This window comes from Nonomuraea longicatena (assembly GCF_039525605.1).
Classification (GTDB): Bacteria; Actinomycetota; Actinomycetes; order Streptosporangiales; family Streptosporangiaceae; genus Nonomuraea; species Nonomuraea longicatena.
The window spans coordinates 44,435-62,874 of the sequence record NZ_BAAAHQ010000044.1; the positions used below are offsets into that span (position 1 = coordinate 44,435).

Sequence of the window (18,440 nt, forward strand, 5' to 3'; positions counted from 1 at the left end):
TCTCTCCGGCATGTCGTCCCTGCTTCTCTGGCTGCACATCGGCTTCGCCATCTTCACGGTGGGGCCGCTGACCGCGGTGACCCACGCCGCGCCTCGCGCCATCCGCAACAACAACGTCGGACTGCTGCAGTTCATCCAGCGTACAACCAGGTTCTACAGCCTGGCTTCGCTGGGTGTGCTCGTCTTCGGCATCGCACTCGGCGTCTACGTCGGCGGCGGGCTGCTGGGCAAGTGGTACATGACGGCGTCGATGACGCTGTTCATCGTGGCCATCGTGCTCCTGGTCGTCATCGACCGTGACCTTCGCACCGCCGTACGGGTCCTGTCGAACACGGACGCGAAGGACGACGCGAAGGTCCAGCGGGGGCGCATCGCGGGCTGCGCCGGGCTGATGTCGCTGATCTGGCTGGTGATCCTGTTCCTGATGATCGCCCCGACGTGACGGCCGCCTAGCCGAGCGCCCGGCTCAGGTCGGCGAGCAGGTCGTCGACCGTCTCGATGCCGACCGACAGCCGCACCAGGTCGGCGGGCACCTCCAGCGGGGAGCCCGCCGCCGAGGCGTGCGTCATGCGGCCCGGGTGCTCGATCAGCGACTCGACGCCGCCGAGCGACTCGCCGAGCGTGAACAGCGTGGTCCTGTCGCAGATCGCGACCGCCTCCTCCTCGCCGCCCGCGACGCGGAAGGAGACCATGCCGCCGAAGCGCTTCATCTGCTTGGCCGCCACCTCGTGGCCGGGGTGCCCGGGCAGGCCCGGGTAGAGGACCTCGGTCACCTTCGGGTGGGCGAGCAGCAGGTCGACGATCCGCTCGGCGTTGTCGCAGTGGCGGTCCATCCGCACGCCGAGCGTCTTCAGCCCGCGCAGCGTCAGCCAGGCGTCGAACGGCCCGGCCACGGCGCCCATCGCGTTCTGGTGGTAGGCGAGCTCGTCGCCGAGTTCGGCCGAGGCCGCGACCAGGGCGCCGCCGACCACGTCGGAGTGTCCGCCGACGTACTTGGTGGTGGAGTGGACGACCACGTCGGCGCCGAGCTCCAGCGGGCGCTGGAGGTAGGGCGAGGCGAAGGTGTTGTCCACGACGAGCAGCGCGTCGTTGTCGTGGGCGAGCTGGGCGAGCCCGGCGATGTCGGCGATGCCGAGCAGCGGGTTGGTGGGCGTCTCCACCCAGATGACCCGGGTCTTCTGGGTCATCGCGGCGGCGACGGCGTCGAGGTCGCCGAGCGGGACCGGGTCGTAGTGCAGCCCCCACCGCTCGTGCACCTTGGAGAAGAGCCGGTAGGTGCCGCCGTAGGCGTCGTTCGGGATGATCACGTGGTCCTGCGGCCGGCACACCGTACGCAACAGCGTGTCCTCGGCCGCGAGGCCCGAGGCGAAGGCGAGCCCGCGCGCCCCGGCCTCCACGGCCGCCATGGCCTCTTCGAGCGCGGTGCGCGTGGGGTTGGCCGAGCGGCTGTACTCGTATCCGGAGCGCAGGCCGCCCACGCCGTCCTGCTTGTAGGTGGAGGTGGCGTAGATGGGCGGTACCACCGCACCGGTCACCGGATCCGGCTCTTGACCTGCGTGGATGGCCAGCGTTTCAAAACCGTTGCTCATACCGCCACGGTAACGGACCCGGTCCGCGTGCCGCTCCCCGACGTACGCGGACCGGTCAGGTCGGGTCAGGCCGCTTCCGGCCTTTTCCCGATCCGCTGCGGCAACTTGATGATCTGGTCCGTGATGGGCGGAGCCTGGACGAACCGCCCGCTCTCGCCCTGCGCCGGTTCTCCGTTGATCCGTGAGAGCAGCACCGGGTCGGCGATCGCGAGCATGACTCCGATGATGAGACCGATGCCGAGTAGTACGAATCCGATGACGACCATTTCCCCGTCTCCCTTCCTGCTCCTCCAGCATCGGCGATCTCGTGGGGGCGCCGCCTCCGCTGAAGGTCGGGTTCCCGCGGGTCGGCCTCGGCCGAACGGTCGATACCGGCACTCCGACTTCCGGCTTAGTCTCGATGACCGTGGGGGATTCCAAACGGATCGTGTACCTGGCCAGAAGGCTCAGCGAGATCGCTGTCGCCGGCTGGCTGGGCATGATGCTGCTGGCCGACCTGGCGATCTCGGTCGGCGGCGGCGGCGCGCAGTACCTCGTGCCCGTGTGCGGCGTCGCGGGCATCGCGGCGGTCCTGCTGCGCCACCGCCACCGGCTGCTGACGTTCTGGGTCATGGTGGGCCTGTCGCTGGTCACCTCCTTCGTCATCTGGGCCTTCAATACGGAGGGGGTGCCCGGCTCGGCCGAGACCGGCGCGCTGCTCGTGCTCACGGTCGGCGTGCTGCGCAACGTGGCGCCGGTGCGCAAGGCGGCGGTGCTGGCGATGGCGGCGCTGCTCACCCTGATGGCGGAGGGGCTGGCGCGCGACTACGTGAACGACGGGCTGGTCTTCTCCTTCGTGCTGTTCGCCGGCTGGTCGACGGCGGCCGGCATCGGCGGTTACCTGCGTTTCCAGCAGGAGCGGCGCACGGAGGCGGTCACCGCCGTACGCAGGAGCGAGCGTCTCGAACTGGCCAGGGAACTGCACGACCTGGTCGCCCACCACATCACCGGCATCGTCGTGCAGGCCCAGGCCGCCCGTACGGTCGCCGAGACCAGGCCGGACGCCGTCGTGCCCGCCCTCGACGCGATCGCGACCTCCGGCGCCGACGCGCTGACCTCGATGCGCCGCCTGGTGGGGGTGCTGCGCGCCGACGAGACCGGCGGCCGCAAGCCCGGCACGACGCTGTCCGACCTGCGACTGCTGACCGAGCGGTTCTCCGCGAGCGGGCCGAAGGTCGCCTTCGAGGTGGGCCAGGGCGTCTCGGACGAGACGCTGGCCCCCGAGGTCGTGACCACGCTCCACCGCGTGCTGCAGGAGTCGCTGACGAACGTGCGCAGACACGCTCCGGGCTCCGACTGGATCGACGCCGACCTGCGGGTCTTCCCCGGTGTGGCCCGGCTGCGGGTGCGCAACTACAGCTCGATGTCAGATCCCAGGACGGCGCGGCTCGGCGGCGGGTTCGGCCTGGTCGGCATGGCCGAACGGGTCGAGGCCCTCGGCGGCAGGCTGTTCGCCGGGCCCCACCCGGAGGGCGGCTGGCACGTGGTCGCCGAGTTCCCGCTGGCCTGAGCGGTAGGCGAGGGCGTAGTCGCCCGGCATCATGGCGGCCGCGAGCCGGGCCGTGATCCGTTCGACGTCGAAGGACTCGGCGGGCGGCAGCGGCGCCCCCACAGACGCTCTGACGGCCGCTGCGGCCCCGAGGTGCCCGGCCGCCCGCTCGTGCTCGCCCGCCAGCGAGAGTGCGCCTGCGAGGCCCTCAAGGGCCAGCGCGACCGCTCTGGGGTCGCCGGTCTCCCGCGCGGCGGCATACCCCCGGCGCTGGCGGGCGAGCGCGGTGCCCGCGTCGCCGCGCTGCTCGGCGGCGAAGCCGGTCTCGGCGAGGGCGAAGGCGATGCCCGAGGTGCCGCTGACCTGCTCCAGCCAGCCGAGCCAGGGTTCGAGCAGCGCCTCGGCCTCCTCGTACCTGCCCTGCCGCCGGGCGCCGAGCGCCAGGCCGAGCACGGCGTGTTCCTCCTCCGACTTCAGGGACTGCTCGACCGCGATACGCCTGGCCCGCTCGTGGTAGTCGTCGGCGCGGGCGTGGTCGCCCGCCAGCAGCGCCATCCGGCCGAGTTTCGACAGTTCGGCCGCCCCGGGGAAGCCGAGTTCCTCCGACAGCAGCAGTTCGGTCTCGCGCAGGCGGGTCGCGGTCGGGTAGTCGCCGCGGATCTCGGCGCGCATGGCGAGGGCCTCCATCGCCTCTATCCGGCCCCAGCGGTCGCCCAGCTCGCGGAAGGCCGCCAGGCCGGCCTCGCCGTCGCGGCGCATGGCGTCGAGGTCGCCGCGCCCGACGGCGAGCTTGGCGCGCAGGACGAGCGCGGCGGCGCTCCCCCACCGGTCGCCGAGCTCGCCGAAGGCCGCGAGCGCGCGTTCGACGGCGTCGTCGTGCGCGGCGAGGTCGCCGTAGGCCCAGTGGACGAAGCTGAGGAACCAGTCGGCCACCGCCCGTCCGCGTAGGTCGAGGTCGGCACGGGGGATCTCGCCGCGCGGCTCGCCGACCATCATGGTGAATCCGGCCAGCCACGTCCGGGCCAGCGCGACTTCCGCCGGGGCGCCGCCGTACGTGATCGCCTGCGCCAGGGATCTGCGGGCCGCGCCGAGCCTGCCGCGCAGGAACCAGTACCACGCCAGGGCGTTGGCCAGGCGCAGCGGCGCGGGCCCGGTCAGCGCCAGCTCCAGGTTGGCGCTCTCCTGGTCGAGCCGGTCGAGCCAGGCGAGCTGGTCGGGGCCGTGCAGCGCGGCCCGCTCGGCCAGCCCGGTGTAGTGGCCGGTGTGGCGGGCCCTGACCAGGTCGTACTCGCCCGCCTCCCGCAGGCGTTCGAGGCCGTAGGCGGCCACGGACTCCAGCAGCCGGTACCTCGGGCCCGGCGCCACCAGCGAGCGGTCGACCAGGCGGGCCAGGCTTTCGAGCACGTCCACCCCCGGCTCCGCGCACACGGCCTCCGCCGCCTCCAGGTCGCAGCCGTCGGCGTGGACGGCCAGCCTGCGCAGCACCAGCCGCTCGGGCTCGCCGAGCAGTTCCCAGCTCCAGTCGATCATCGCGCGGAGCGTGCGCTGCCTGGCGGGCGCGTCCCGCATGCCGGAGGTGAGCACCCTGAACCGGTCGTCGAGCCGTCCCGCCAGCTCCTCCGCGCCGAGCGCGCGCACCCGTGTCGCGGCCAGCTCCAGCGCCAGCGGGATGCCGTCGAGACGACGGCAGATCGTCCGTACGGCCTCGCCCTCCGCGACCCCCGCCCGGTCCGACAGCAGCCTGACCGCGTCCGGCTCCGCCAGCGGCGGCACCTGGTGCACCCGCTCCCCCGTCACCCCGAGCGGTTCCTGGCTGGTGGCCAGCACGCGCAGGCCGGGAGCGCTCCGCAGCAGCGCCGCGACCAGCGTCGCCACCGGCTCGACCAGGTGCTCGCAGTTGTCCAGCACGAGCAGGGCGCGGGTGCCGCTGAGCGCCTGCGCCACCCGGGGCTCCAGCGGCGCCGAGGAGTCGTCGCGCACGCAGACGGCCGCCGCCACCGCGTCCACCGGACGGGTGGCGCCCGCCAGCTCCACCAGGGCGACCCCGTCGGGGAAGGCCCGCGCGGACAGCAGCCCGCGGGCGGCCTCCAGCGCCAGGCTGGTCTTGCCGACGCCGCCGGGACCGGTCAGCGTGACCAGACGGTCGCGGCCCACCAGCGCGCCCACCTCGGCCAGTTCGGCGTCACGGCCCACCAGCGGGGTCAGCGCGGCGGGCAGGTGGCTCACCGGCGGCGGGGCGAGAGCGGGGTCCTGGCGCAGCAGCCGCTCGTACAGGGCGGCCAGTTCGGGCGAGGGGTCGAGGCCGAGTTCGTCGGACAGGCGGGCACGCAGCTCGGTGTAGCTGGCCAGCGCCTCGTTCTGGCGACCGGCCCGGTAGAGGGAGGTGATGTGGACGGCGCGCAGGCGCTCGCGCAAGGGGTGCTCGCGCACCAGGGCCGAGACGTCCACCGGCTCGCCGAGCTCCAGCCGTACCTCGGCGAGCTCCTCCTGAGCGCTCAGCCGAAGCTCCTCCAGGCGGTTGATCACGGGCTGGGCGAAGCCGAGGTCGGCGACGTCCGCGTAGGCGGGGCCGCGCCACAGCGCGAGGGCCTCGTCGAGCTCCCCCGCACGCACGCGTGGCTCGGCGGTGCGGCGCTCGACCAGGGACTCGAAGCGGACCGCGTCCACGTCCTCCGCCACCAGCCGGTAGCCGCCGGGGCTGTGCAGGACCAGGGCGGGATCGCCGAGCGCCTTCCTGAGCTGCGAGACGCGGGCCTGGAGAGTGCCGGTCGCGTTGCGCGGCGGGCGCCCGCCCCACAGGTCCTCGACGAGGCGGTCGGCCGAGACCGGACGGCCGCCGTGCGCCAGCAGATCGGCCAGCAGAGCGCGGACCTTCGCCTCCGGCACGTGAACGCTCTCGCCGTCGTCTCTCCACACGGCCAGCGGCCCCAGCACCCCGAATCGCACCACTTCACGGTATCCCGTAGTGAATCTGCAGGATTCCCGTAGGGCCCGGTCGCACACTCTGCGACATGACAACTCAGGTGAGCGTGGTCGGCCTCGGGCCGATGGGCGCGAAGATGGCCGAGACCTTCATCGGCGCCGGATACGACGTGACCGTGTGGAACCGTACGGCGAGCAAGGCCGACCCCCTTGTGGCGCTCGGCGCCAGGCGCGCCGAGCGGCCCACCGGTGACCTCATGGTGATCAGCCAGATCGACTACCAGGCGATGTTCGACAGCCTCGACGGGGTGGACCTCACCGGCAAGGTGCTGGTCAACCTCAGCTCGGACTCCCCGAGCAGGCTGCGCGAGGCGGCGGAGCAGGTGGCGGCGCGCGGCGGCACGCTGATCACGGGCGGCATCATGTTCTGGTCGATTCTCACCTCGGTGATGCACTCGATGGCGCTGCTGTCGTCGGCGGGGGTGGCACCGTCGGCGGGGGTGCCCTACTTCCAGGGCGTGGTCGGCTCGCTGGCGGGCGACGGACCGTTCGGCTACATCAAGATCCTGGCCCAGGAGGTCGAGGAGGGCGTCTACCCCGGTGGTGACAACAGCCTGCACATGCAGGCCGTCGGCGCCGAGCACGCACTGCACGCCTTCGCGGAGGCGGGCCTCGAACTCACGCTGCCGACCGCGCTCAAGGAACTCTTCGCCCGCGCCGACGCGGAGGGGCACGGCGCCGAGGGGCTCGGCGCCGTGATCGAGGCGATCAGGAAGCCCTAGTCGCGATCAGGACGTCCTGGTTCGTTGGTCCCTAGTTGTTGGTCAGGAAGGCGAGCAGGTCCTGCCGGGTGATGAGCCCGGCGGGCTTGCCGTCCTCCAGGACGACGGCGGCGCCGGCCTGCTCCAGCGCGGTGACCGCCTTGGAGACGGGCTCGCCGCCGCCGATCATCGGCAGCGGGGCCGACATGTGCCGCTCGATCGGGTCGTCGCCGCTGAGCTTGCCGTGGTAGAGGGCCTCCAGCACGTCACGCTCCACGATCGAGCCGACGACCTCGGCCGCCATGACCGGCGGTTCCTCCTTCATGACGGGAAGCTGCGACACGGAATACTCGCGCATGATCGAGATCGCCAGGCTGACCGACTCGTGCGGGTGCACGTGGACGAACTCCGGCATGGCCGCGCCCTTGCGGGCCAGGACGTCGGCGATCTTGGCCTCGTCCGACTGGGTGGTCAGGAAACCGTAGTCGGCCATCCACTCGTCGTTGAAGATCTTCGACAGGTAGCCGCGCCCGCCGTCGGGCAGCAGGATCACGACCACGTCGTCCTTGCCCGCCCGCGCCGCCACTCGCAGCGCGGCCACGGTCGCCATGCCGCAGGAGCCGCCCACCAGCAGGCCCTCCTCGCGGGCCAGGCGGCGGGTCATGTTGAAGGAGTCCTTGTCGGAGACCGCGATGATCTCGTCGCAGATCGTGGTGTCGTAGGCGGCCGGCCAGATGTCCTCGCCCACCCCCTCCACCAGGTACGGCCGGCCGGTGCCGCCGGAGTAGACCGAGCCTTCGGGGTCGGCGCCGATGACCTTCACCCGGCCGCCGGAGACCTCCTTGAGGTAGCGGCCGGTGCCGCTGACCGTGCCGCCCGTGCCGACGCCCGCGATGAAATGGGTGATCCGTCCCTCGGTCTGCTCCCAGATCTCCGGGCCCGTCGAGTGGTAGTGGGAGTCGGGGTTGTTCGGGTTGGAGTACTGGTCGGGCTTCCAGGCGTTCGGGATCTCCCGGGCCAGCCGGTCGGAGACCGAGTAATAGGAGTCGGGGTGGTCGGGCGCGACCGCGGTCGGGCACACCACGACCTCCGCGCCATAGGCCCTGAGCACCGAGATCTTGTCCTGGGCGACCTTGTCCGGCACCACGAAGACGCAGCGGTAGCCCTTGGTCTGCGCCACGATCGCCAGACCGACGCCGGTATTGCCGGACGTGGGCTCGACGATCACGCCGCCCGGCCGGAGCTCGCCCGACGCCTCCGCGGCCTCGATCATCCGTACGGCGATGCGGTCCTTGACCGAGCCGCCCGGATTGAAGTACTCGACCTTGGCCAGAACCTGAGCGGGCAGGCCCGCCGATACCGCATGGAGTCTGACGAGGGGAGTGTTCCCCATGAGCTCCACCAGGGAATCGTAAACGCGCACCGAGGTGTTCACCTTCTTTGCCAAAGCTTGGTCAGCTTGCCGACGGCCGAGATCCACTGGGGGTGGCGGGCACTCGGCTAGTTTTCAGACAAACGCTACCGCCGCGTCCGAGTGAGGAGGGCACACTGTGATCTGGACACCGGGGGTGGCGCGGGCGGCACGCCGGATCGCGACCGCCGCGGCGCTCGGCGGCGGCGGCCTCACCGCGCTGGGCGCGACCGCGTACGCGCTGCTCATGGCCGAGAGCGTGGTGGCGCGCAGGGTCATCGGCCGCCCCCACGGCATGGAGGCCCTGGAGTCCGACGGCGTGTACGGCCACTTCGACGGCCCGCCCGTCGTGATGGCGATGCTGGGCGACTCGACGGCCGTGGGGCTCGGCGCGAGCGAGCCGTCGCGCACGCCCGGCGTGGTGCTGGCCAAAGGGCTCGCCTCCGTCTCCGAACGGCCGGTACGGCTGGCCGTGTACGGCCACTCCGGAGCCCCCTCCGCCGAACTGGGCGGCCAGGTGGACCGCCTGCTGGAGGAGGGCGTCCCCGACGTGGCGGTGGTGTTCATCGGGGCCAACGACGTGACCACGCAGACACCGCCGGGAGTGGCGGTACGGCATCTGGCCAAGGCGGTGCGCAGGCTGCGGGAGGCGGGGGCGGAGGTCGTTGTGGGGACGTGCCCCGACCTGGGGACCGTACGGCCGCTGGCGCAGCCGCTGCGGTGGGTGACCAGGCGCTGGAGCCGCCAGCTCGCCGCCGCGCAGACGGTCGCGGTCGTCGACGCGGGCGGCCGTACGGTGGCCTTCGCCGACGTCCTCGGCCCGGAATTCGCGACAAACCCTGGCGAAATGTTCGGACCGGATCGTTTCCATCCATCTGACCGAGGTTACGCGCAAGCGGCTTACGCGGTGCTACCTTCTGTATGCGCTGCGTTGGCGTTGTGGCCCGAGCCACGACCCGCGCGCGGCGAAGGACTGCAACCGATCTATCTAGCGGCGGCCACGGCCGCGGAGGAACCCGGGACAGAGGTCAGCCCCACAAGCGTCGCCGGGCAGGCGACAGGCCCCTACGGCAGGTGGGTGACGTTGTTCCGCAGGCGGCTGGGAGAGCTGCTCAACAACGCCTGAACCCGGTCACCCTCCGCGCCCGCACCGTCACTCCTCACCCCATTGGAGTGAATTGCCCGTGCCCCGGCTCCTCGCCATCGCCCTCGTCGCGCTGACCGCTGCCGCCGGCTGTTCCGGCAGCGACGCGGCCACGGCCGAGTTCCCCGTCTGGCACAACACCGACCTCAACGCGATCAGCCGCACGATCTCCGCCGGCGGCGTCGTCTCCGCCACCTCCATGAAGCCGGACGGCGACCTGGAGACCGTCGCCCTCGACCAGAAGACCGGCAAGAGGCTCTGGGCCCACCCCGCCACCATGGCGGGCCGCCTGCCCGGCATGGGCGTCTCCTCTCCCGCCGTCGTGCCGTCCGCCGGCGGCGAGCCCGTCGTCGTCGCCCTCGACCCGGCCAGGAAGGGACGCTGGAACGCCACCCTCATCGCCCGCGACGGCACCAGCGGCAGGCAGCTCTGGACCCGCCCCATCCACTCCACCTTCGGGCCCCAGCGCTGCGGGCCGTACGTGTGCCTGTCCGAGCACACCGCGCTGCGCGCCGCCCGCGTCGTCGTCCTCGACCCCGCAACCGGCCGGACCCTGTGGAAGCTGCCCGGCATCGCCGAGGTCGAATGGTCCGACGCCACCCGTGTGCTGCTCCTGCGGCTGGCCGCCAACCCCATGATCGAGTCGTACGAGCTCAAGACCGGCAGACTGCAGTGGCAGCAGCCGCTCGACCAGGCGCTCGGGCCCGGCATCGACATGTCGGGCGGCTGGGCCTTCGGCGCCACCGGCCAGAACCTGGTCGGCTACGTCGCCCCCTACACCAACCCGCGCACCAAGAAGGTCTCCACCTTCGGGCTGTTCTCCGTACGGCTGGCCGACGGCGCCGTCAACTGGATGCGGCCCTCCGTCGTGCGTGTATACCCCAGCGGCAACCCCGGGTCCGCGCCGATCGTCCGGCCCGTCGACACCCACGGGGCCTACGGCGGGTTCGCCCGCCTCGACGCCGACAGCGGGCGGGTCGTCGGGCAGATCACCTCCGCCGAGGTGCCCGGGGCCGGGTGGTGGCTGGCCTTCCCCGACCGCATGGACAAGCTCGGCTTCCTCAAGCACGACGGGAAGGGGGCCGCCTACGACTTCGCGACCGGCAAGGCCCTGCCTGTCGAGGAGGAGGCAGGGTGGTCGTTCTGCGTCACCGACCCCAAGCCGCTGCCGTTGCGAGGGCAGGCGCAGGGGTTCTACTCCGTCGCCTCACTGTGCCGGTACGACCTATCGTCGGGCAAGCGGGCCGGTGGCGACGAGGCGCCGCCGTCGTGGTTCACGGGGAGCCAGGACGGGTGGCGGTTGTGGCGGGACGAGAAGGGCGGGATACACGCGGTCAACGACGGAACACCCACCAGCCCCGGGATGTACGGCTGACCGTCCACACCCGGGCCGGCGTCGCCGGCCCGGACACCGTCCTCACCCGACTCCTCGCCTGAGTCTCATCCACCTGCCACCCGCCTGTCACCGCCTCGGCTTCCCCTTGCCGCCGATGCCCACCGTGGCCGTCACCGGTACCCTCACCCAGCCTCCGCCCGCGTTTTCGCCCCCACCCCGGCCCACGCCTTCCTCTCCGCCCCGCCCCGCGTTTTCGCCCCCACCCCGGCCCACGCCTTCCTCCTCGCTCCCGCCCCGCCCCGCGCTTTCGCCCTCAACCCCACCCACACCTTCCCCTCCGCCCCGCCCCGCGTCATCGCCCTCAACCCCACCCACACCTTCCTCTCTGCCCTCAACCTCACCTACGCCTACCTCTCCGCCTCACCCCGCGTTTTCGCCTTCGCCCCGGCCCAGCCTTCCTCTCCGCGTCGCCGCGCCCACGTGTCCGACGCCAGGTGTCCGGTACCGATGCCCGATGGCCGATGCCCCGGTGTCGATGCCCGGTGTCCGCGTTCGGTATCCGACGCTCAGCGCCCAACGCTCCGCCGTCCAGAGTGGATGACCTTCGCCTTTCACCATGGATTCGCGCGCATTGACAGGCTAACAACGTTAGCCATAGAGTGCAGCTAACAGCGTTAGCCACTTCGGAGGACACCATGTCGCTCGCCGCGATCTCCCACCGCCACCACACCACCCCCCGAACCGGGGCCCGGATCGCCTGGGGGGCGTTCGCCCTGTTTCTGCTGGCCTTCGCCGTACTCGAAGTCGTCAACCACGGAACACCGGCCCTCATCACCGCCGTCGCCTTCGCGATCATCCCCGACCTGACCCTGTTCATCGGCGCACGCGAGGCCCGGAACGGCAAGCTGTCCCCCAAGGCGGTGCCGTACTACAACTTCATGCACCGCCCGTGGATCCCTCTGGCGATCATGGTCGTCTACTCGTTCGGCCCCGTGGACTTCGTGCCGATCTTCGTGGCCGGGCTCGCCTGGCTCCTACACGTCGCCGCCGACCGCGCCTTCGGCTACGGCCTGCGCAACCCGGACGGCTCCCGCGGTCTCCCCAGCCCGCACCACGCCTGACCCGACCCCCACGCCACCCGACCCCCACGCCACCCAACCCTCACGCCACCCGGCCGACGTTCCACCCGGCCGATGTTCCACCGGACCAGAGCGCCCGACCGCGTTCCACTCCGCCAGAACACCCGCCCAACCCGGCAGTTCCCCACCGCACTGGACAACCCGGTTCCGGGCCACGACATCCAGCCCAGCCCAGCTCAGCGACCCGCCCACCGCACTGAGCCAAACCCGATACCCCGCCAACACATCCGACCCAGCAACCGGCCACCGCGTCCAACCACACCCGGCAACCCGCCCGCCACGCCGAGCCAAACCCGATACCCGGGCCACTGTGTTCCGACCCAGCTCAGCAACCGGCCACTGGGTTTCAATCCAGCCCGATACCCAGCCAGCGCGTCCAACCCAGCCCGGCATCAGGCCGTCATTTTGGACCAACCGGGTATTCCACCGCAGGTTCCTCCCCGGCCTGCCACCGCGTTCGGCGCCCTCGCGCCGAGGGAGCCGAGGCGAGTCGGCAACGGACGTCTGCCACGCTGGTCGAGCGCGGTCAGGCAGCGCGTGGTGATGCGGCGCCGCCGACCTTCGCCCAGCGCGTATCCCTCGAACACCTCGCACCCAGAACACCCGACACACCTGCGGGAGACCGATGAAGAGGACGAAAACCGACCGCCCGGCGCCCGACCGGCCGGCACCGCCGCCCCCGGAGCAACCGCCCACCCTGTCGGGACGAGCCGTCCAGATAGTAGAGGCCGCCCGCGAACTGATCGAGGCAGGCGGCACCGACGCCCTGACGATGCGGTCCCTGGCCGACCGTCTCGGCATCCGCGCCCCATCCCTGTACAAGCACTTCCCGGACAAAGCCGCCGTGGAGGCCCAGGTGATCGGCCTGGCGATGGCGGACCTGGCCGAGATGCTCGAATCCGCCCGCCCCGTCGGCGACCTGCTGTCCCTTGGCGCCGCCTACCGTGAGTACGCGCTCACTCACCCCCACCTGTACCGGCTGATGAGCAACGGCCCCCTCCCCCGCCACCTGCTGCCCGCCGGTGTGGAGGAACGCGCCGCCATGCCCCTCGTGCGGGCCGTGGGATTCGACGAACACCTGTCACGAGCCGTCTGGGCCTTCGCGCACGGCATGGTCATCCTCGAACTCGACGGCCGCTTCCCCCCGGACGCCGAACTCACCGGCGCCTGGCAAGCCGGCCTGTCGGCCTTCACGCACACCACCCCCTGACAGGGACGACGGAGACGCACGCTCCCCCGGGTCCGCCGTCCCTCACCCTGGGCCGTGGGGTCGCGCCCGCAGACGTGACCGACCATGGGCGTCCCTAACCCTGGGCCATGGGTCGCGCCCGACCACGGGCATCCCTGACCCTGAGCCATGGGCTCGCGCCCGCAGACCATGGGCGTCCCTCGCCCTGGGCCATGGCAAGCCCAAGGCCCCTGAAGCGCAGGACAGGAATACCTATGGCTCAGGGTTCCTCACACAATGAGGTGGTTTCGGAGCTGTTATCGGGCTGGAAGCGGCACAGCCGACGGCTGCCACTCTCGCCTGATCAACCCGAACACCCACGAGTCGGACACCTCGCCGTTGACGATGCAGTCTTCCCGCAACGTCCCTTCACGGACGAATCCGATCTTCTCCAGAACCCGAGCAGATGCCACGTTGCGCGTATCGGTCTCGGCCTGAACACGATTCAGGTCCAGTGTGTCGAATGCCCACCGCAGCAACGCGTGCGCGGCCTCCGTCGCGAAGCCGTGGCCCCACATCGCCTCGTCGAGGCAGTAGCCCAGTGACGCACTGCGGAAGTCCGGGTTCCATCCGGTCACACCACCCCAGCCGACGAAGGCCCCGTCAGAAACCCGCTCGAAGGCCACCCGCGCCCCGGTGCCTTCGGCCGCGATCTTCCGGCACATCATGATGAAGCGCTCGGCGCGGGCCCGCTCGGTCCACGGCGGGGAGTCCCAGTAGCGCATCACGTGGGTGCTGCTGTGCAGCGCGTAGAGGGCGTCCGCGTCGGCGTCGGTGAAGGGGCGCAGTCGCAGGCGAGCGGTGTGCAGTACGGGGGTGGCCAGAGTCATGCGCCTCATCCTGCGTCCTCAGGGGACGGGCAGACCACCGAATTTCGATCCCGGTCCGGCCCTCACGGCCAAGCTGTCGATCACCGCCTCGGACCAGTCCAGCCGCCCGGCGTGCAACTCCGCCGGCAGCTCGGCCCGCGCTTCGCGCAGATCGGCCCTGTATTCCTCATTCCTCGTAGGTCAACCTGCGTCGCTAAAGCCGTGGCGCCGCGCCCGGGGCTGCGAGCCGGGCTCGTGACCGTCGACCACCAGTTGCAGGAGGGGTCGGCGGAGCAGGCCCGCCGGGTCGCGGCCACACCGTCCTCCTTTGAGATGGGAGTTCGCCCCCCCTGCATTCCTCGTAGGTCAGCCTGCGCCCCAACGGAGAGACGCGGCGTCCTCACCGATCTCCCGAGTTCCAGAGACCCGGCGTCCTCGCTGATCTTTTGAGTTCCGCAGGCAGGTACCGGGGCCCCTTGCGAAGTCGAACACCCCGGTTCGGCTGGTGGCTGAATCGTTGACGGGGTGAGGCGTGGGGGCTTGATCGGGGTTATCGTGGAGCCCGGCGGTGCACCCGCCAGTGTCCAGTCCGGCCGCCCACGCTGGCCGCACGCCTTGGCCAAGAGTCTCAGACTCAGTGCACTCCAGGTGTGCGGCGCGTCATGCCGCCCGATCGACGGAGTGCGTGGGCCCGCCGGAGGGCACTATGGGCAACGACCAACACCAGGAGCGCCCGCGCCGAGCTGTCTCCGGTCGTGCACGCAAACGAGCGATAAGGGCGGCAGCCGCCCAGTACGGCGTGCCGTACTCAGTAGCGGCCCGACGCCTGGAGGCGTCCGCCGGTTCCCGCGCCACCCACACGGCAGCCGGACGCAAGTCGATCAGCACCCGCCAATGGCACGCCGCCCACCACCTCGACACCCGGATCGCCGCCGACCTGCCCTGCGGCCGAGCCAGACACCTGACCGCGCGGTTCCCCACCATCGCCCACGCCCTGAACGCCCGCGCCCGCCTCGCCTCTGAACCACCCCGCAGCCCCACCCCTGAAACCCCGATCCCCCCGCCCGCCCCCATGGCAACCGACCACAACACCCCGGAGACACCCGAGCACCACGCCCCTGAGGCAATCCGCCCTTCGCTGCCCGACACACTCCGTCATCCCGCCGGAGAGACGCCGCGGCACGGCCTCCGCCTAGGCCGAGCCGGCCACCAGCCCGCAATAACGTCGCCCCACCGGGAGGCCTGTCCAGATCGGCCCACGACGACCCTCCGGTCCGAGCTGATCCCTCAGTCCACTCACGCTGCCACGTCGCCCGCTTCCGCTGCCGAGCCACCTCCTGTCGAGGAAGAGCCGCCTCCTGTCGAAGGAACGCCGTCCTCTGTCGGAGAATCGATAGCCGACAGCCTCGCTCAGCTTGGCGAAGCCGGCTCCGGCCTTCGCAGCGCCGCGCCCGAGACCGGGGAGATCCGCACTGCGGCAGACCTTGAGATCGGCGTTGGCCCGGGCAACTCTCCCTCTGAACCCCAGCCACAGCCGGAGCCGACGCACAAAGCCGGACGCCATACCTACGACCATGCCCAACAGCACGATCTCCCCGATAACGGGCCCCATGCTGCTGGCGATGCCACGACGCAGCTCCTCGCGCTGACCTACACAGTGATCGCCGCCGAGGCACCGCATCTGGTGCCATCGGCCGCCGAACTGACCTGGAGTGCCGACCTGGGGCAGGCGAGCGCCGTCGACGTGGTCTGTTCTCTGATCGACCGTACTGCCCGGCTGCTCCTGGACACCGCCCCAGGCGAGCTACGGCACCGCGCGCGAGGCGCACTGGCCGTCGCCCGAGCCAGCCCCGACCCACAACTTCGCGACGCCGCCGAACAACTGACCGCGTCACTTGATCTCGACGACGTACGAGGCTGGCACGGCCTGCCGTTCGCCGAGGCGAGACAGGTCCTCGACGCGCTGCTCGTCGCCCCCTGCTCCGGCCACGCCCCGGGCATCCGCATCCGATTCACCTCCGGTGCCCGCGCAGACACGGAGGCGACAGTCATTGGAGCGGTATGGGGCATGTCAGGTCTTCCCTATGCCTACAAGGTTCGACCGGACGGCGGGTCGGTGACCATCGTCACCTCTCCCGCCGACCTCGTCGCGCAATCCGCGGCCCCATGCTGTGAAGCCCCACCGATCGACCCCGCGCGAACCGACACCGCGCGAACCGAACCCGCGCGAACCGACACCGCGCGAACCCAGCCCGCGCGAACCGAACCTGCGCGAACCGACACCGCGCCATCTCATATCGCGCCGTCTTGTATCGCGCCGTCTTGTACCGCGCCGTCTGACGTCGCATCATCTGACGTCGCTCCAGCCAGTGCCAAGCTACCCGACCTCAGGTCACCTGCCCTCGTGCCGACTGACGACACAGCAACCGACGCCACACCATTCGAAATCGCGGCTGTCGGCACCACCCCGCCTAAGGGCATGGCGTCTGGCGGCTTCCCTGTCAGCGCCGCCCCGGACGACAACCCACCGTCCGGCGGCTCACCTGCCACCACCAAACCGCCCACCACCACACCACGTGACACCCCACCTCTCAGCACCCCACCCGACGACAACCCACCACCCGGCAGCTCACCTGCCACCACCAAACCGCCCACCACCACACCACGTGACACCCCACCTCTCAGCACCCCACCGCACGGCACCGGGCCAATCTGCGCCACGCCATCTCACACCACGTCACCTGAGGCCACATCAGTCGACACCGCGCTGTCCGACACCAGGTCGGTCAACATCACGCCAACCAGCATCACACCAGCCGACGCCGTACCATCCCACGGGGAGCTTTGATGTTCGAGAGGTTCACCGACCGCTCCCGGCGAGCGGTCGTCCTGGCCCATGAGGAGGCCAGGATGCTCAACCACAACTACATCGGCACCGAGCACATGCTGCTGGGCCTGCTGCGCGAAGGCGAGGGCGTCGCGGCCAAGGCCCTGGCGATCATGGGCGTCGAGCTAGAAGCCACGCGGGCGCACGTCGAGACAGTGCTGGGTGCCGGGAAGTCGCCGCCCGGCGAGCACATCCCGTTCACCCCCCGCTCGAAGAAGATCTTCGAGCTGGCCCTGCGCGAAGCCCTGCAACTGGGACACAACTACATCGGCACCGAGCATCTCCTGCTCGGGCTGATCCGCGAGAACGAGGGCGTGGCCGCCCAGACGCTGATCAAGCTGGGGGCCGACCTCACCAACACCCGGCAGCAGATCATCCAGTTGCTCCACGGCTACCAGGGTACGGCGGAGCCGCCGAAGCCCGAGACGAGCCAGCAGAGTTCGGCCGTCCTCGACCAGTTCGGCCGGAACCTGACCCAGTCGGCCCGCGACGGCAAACTGGATCCGGTCGTCGGCCGCGAGAAGGAGATCGAGCGGATCACGCAGGTGCTGTCGCGCCGGTCGAAGAACAACCCGGTGCTCGTGGGCGAGCCGGGGGTCGGCAAGACCGCCGTGGTCGAGGGACTGGCGCAGAAGATCGTCATGGGTGACGTGCCGGAGACGCTGGTGGGCAAGCAGGTCTACACGCTCGATCTCGGCGCGATGGTCGCGGGTTCGCGCTACCGAGGCGACTTCGAGGAGCGTCTGCGGAAGGTGCTGAAGGAGATCCGCACGCGCGGCGACATCATCCTGTTCATCGACGAGTTGCACACGCTGGTCGGCGCGGGTGCCGCCGAGGGTGCGATCGACGCGGCAAGCATCCTGAAGCCCATGCTGGCCCGCGGCGAGTTGCAGACGATCGGCGCGACCACGCTGGAGGAGTACCGCAAGCACCTGGAGAAGGACGCCGCTCTCGAACGGCGCTTCCAGCGGGTCGACGTGGCCGAGCCCAGGCCCGCGCAGGCGATCGAGATCCTCAGGGGTCTGCGCGACCGTTACGAGGCACATCACCGTGTCTCGTACACGGACGGCGCGCTGGTGGCGGCGGTCCGGCTGTCCGATCGCTATATCAACGACCGCTTTCTGCCTGACAAGGCGATCGACCTCATCGACGAGGCCGGTTCGCGAACCCGGATCCAGCGGATGACCAACCCACCCGATCTGACGGAGTACGACGACCGGCTCGTCGCGCTGCGCCGCGGCAAGAAGGCCGCGATCGACGCCCAGGACTTCGAGACGGCGGCCGGGCTCCGCGACCAGGAGCAGCAGGTTCAGCGCGGGCGGGAGCAGCGCGTGCGCGGGTGGAAGTCGGGTGAGCTCGACCTGGTGGTCGAGGTGACGGAGGAACTGGTCGCCGAGGTGCTGGCGGCGCAGACGGGCATCCCGGTGCTCCAGCTGACCGAGGAGGAGTCGCAGCGCCTGCTCCGCATGGAGGAGGAACTGCACAAGCGGATCATCGGCCAGGAGGAGGCGGTCCGGGGGCTGGCTCGGGCGATCCGCAGGAGCCGGGCCGGTCTGAAGGATCCCCGACGTCCGGGAGGGTCGTTCATCTTCGCGGGGCCGTCGGGCATCGGTAAGACGGAGCTGGCGAAGACGCTGGCGGAGTTCTTGTTCGGTGATGAGGACGCGCTGATCTCGCTGGACATGT

General features: G+C 70.9%; 13 protein-coding genes and 1 pseudogene. 9 read left to right on the forward strand and 5 right to left on the reverse strand.

Annotated elements, in window-relative coordinates:
• Window positions 1–10 precede the first annotated feature (10 nt).
• Window positions 11–442, forward strand: a complete 432-nt coding sequence (locus tag ABD120_RS33620; RefSeq protein WP_343954314.1) for a hypothetical protein — start codon at window positions 11–13, stop codon at window positions 440–442.
• A gap of 7 nt (window positions 443–449) precedes the next feature.
• Here the strand turns inward: ABD120_RS33620 and ABD120_RS33625 are convergent, their stop codons facing one another.
• Both ABD120_RS33625 and ABD120_RS33630 read right to left on the reverse strand, forming a co-directional pair.
• A complete protein-coding gene (locus tag ABD120_RS33625) occupies window positions 450–1,589 on the reverse strand; it encodes a cystathionine gamma-synthase (RefSeq protein WP_343954315.1) in 1,140 nt (379 codons plus the stop codon).
• Window positions 1,590–1,654: 65 nt separating this feature from the next.
• Window positions 1,655–1,804 (reverse strand): hypothetical protein, encoded by a 150-nt coding sequence (locus ABD120_RS33630; protein ID WP_343954316.1) that lies wholly within the window; start codon window positions 1,802–1,804, stop codon window positions 1,655–1,657.
• A 566-nt stretch (window positions 1,805–2,370) separates the two neighbouring features.
• Here ABD120_RS33630 and ABD120_RS33635 point away from each other — a divergent pair.
• Window positions 2,371–2,709 (forward strand): annotated as a pseudogene (locus ABD120_RS33635) (histidine kinase); the annotation flags it as partial.
• A gap of 285 nt (window positions 2,710–2,994) precedes the next feature.
• On the opposite strand, the gene ABD120_RS33640 reads toward ABD120_RS33635, so the two are convergent.
• Window positions 2,995–6,063 (reverse strand): ATP-binding protein, encoded by a 3,069-nt coding sequence (locus ABD120_RS33640; RefSeq protein WP_343954317.1) that lies wholly within the window; start codon window positions 6,061–6,063, stop codon window positions 2,995–2,997.
• A 65-nt stretch (window positions 6,064–6,128) separates the two neighbouring features.
• Between ABD120_RS33640 and ABD120_RS33645 the strand changes: the two genes are divergently transcribed.
• A complete protein-coding gene (locus ABD120_RS33645; protein WP_343954318.1) occupies window positions 6,129–6,821 on the forward strand; it encodes an imine reductase family protein in 693 nt (230 codons plus the stop codon).
• 31 nt (window positions 6,822–6,852) lie between these two features.
• Here the strand turns inward: ABD120_RS33645 and ABD120_RS33650 are convergent, their stop codons facing one another.
• Entirely contained in the window at window positions 6,853–8,223 is a 1,371-nt protein-coding gene (locus tag ABD120_RS33650; RefSeq protein ID WP_343954319.1) for a cystathionine beta-synthase, read from the reverse strand.
• A gap of 127 nt (window positions 8,224–8,350) precedes the next feature.
• Between ABD120_RS33650 and ABD120_RS33655 the strand changes: the two genes are divergently transcribed.
• From ABD120_RS33655 to ABD120_RS33670, 4 genes are all read left to right on the forward strand, one after another.
• Window positions 8,351–9,337 (forward strand): SGNH/GDSL hydrolase family protein, encoded by a 987-nt coding sequence (locus ABD120_RS33655; RefSeq protein WP_343954321.1) that lies wholly within the window; start codon window positions 8,351–8,353, stop codon window positions 9,335–9,337.
• 58 nt (window positions 9,338–9,395) lie between these two features.
• The gene (locus ABD120_RS33660) at window positions 9,396–10,730 is read left to right on the forward strand and encodes an outer membrane protein assembly factor BamB family protein (protein ID WP_343954322.1); all 1,335 of its coding nucleotides are present in this window, start codon (window positions 9,396–9,398) and stop codon (window positions 10,728–10,730) included.
• Window positions 10,731–11,386: 656 nt separating this feature from the next.
• Entirely contained in the window at window positions 11,387–11,812 is a 426-nt protein-coding gene (locus tag ABD120_RS33665; RefSeq protein ID WP_343954323.1) for a DUF4260 family protein, read from the forward strand.
• Between the two features lie 643 nt (window positions 11,813–12,455).
• Complete coding sequence (locus ABD120_RS33670) at window positions 12,456–13,040, forward strand: TetR/AcrR family transcriptional regulator (RefSeq protein WP_343954324.1); 585 nt, start codon at window positions 12,456–12,458, stop codon at window positions 13,038–13,040.
• Window positions 13,041–13,315: 275 nt separating this feature from the next.
• Here ABD120_RS33670 and ABD120_RS33675 read toward each other — a convergent pair whose 3' ends face one another.
• Entirely contained in the window at window positions 13,316–13,897 is a 582-nt protein-coding gene (locus ABD120_RS33675) for a GNAT family N-acetyltransferase (protein ID WP_343954325.1), read from the reverse strand.
• Window positions 13,898–15,524: 1,627 nt separating this feature from the next.
• Here ABD120_RS33675 and ABD120_RS33680 point away from each other — a divergent pair.
• Complete coding sequence (locus ABD120_RS33680; protein WP_343954326.1) at window positions 15,525–16,715, forward strand: hypothetical protein; 1,191 nt, start codon at window positions 15,525–15,527, stop codon at window positions 16,713–16,715.
• A partial coding sequence (locus ABD120_RS33685; RefSeq protein ID WP_343954327.1) for an ATP-dependent Clp protease ATP-binding subunit occupies window positions 16,715–18,440 on the forward strand: 1,726 nt, incomplete at its 3' end. The genes ABD120_RS33680 and ABD120_RS33685, both read left to right, overlap by 1 nt.

Coding starts and splice junctions, on each gene's coding strand:
- ABD120_RS33620 (WP_343954314.1), top strand. CDS start 11: ATGTCGTCCCTGCTTCTCTGGCTGCACATCGGCTTCGCCATCTTCACG.
- ABD120_RS33625 (WP_343954315.1), bottom strand. CDS start 1,589: ATGAGCAACGGTTTTGAAACGCTGGCCATCCACGCAGGTCAAGAGCCG.
- ABD120_RS33630 (WP_343954316.1), bottom strand. CDS start 1,804: ATGCTCGCGATCGCCGACCCGGTGCTGCTCTCACGGATCAACGGAGAA.
- ABD120_RS33645 (WP_343954318.1), top strand. CDS start 6,129: ATGACAACTCAGGTGAGCGTGGTCGGCCTCGGGCCGATGGGCGCGAAG.
- ABD120_RS33665 (WP_343954323.1), top strand. CDS start 11,387: ATGTCGCTCGCCGCGATCTCCCACCGCCACCACACCACCCCCCGAACC.
- ABD120_RS33670 (WP_343954324.1), top strand. CDS start 12,456: ATGAAGAGGACGAAAACCGACCGCCCGGCGCCCGACCGGCCGGCACCG.
- ABD120_RS33675 (WP_343954325.1), bottom strand. CDS start 13,897: ATGAGGCGCATGACTCTGGCCACCCCCGTACTGCACACCGCTCGCCTG.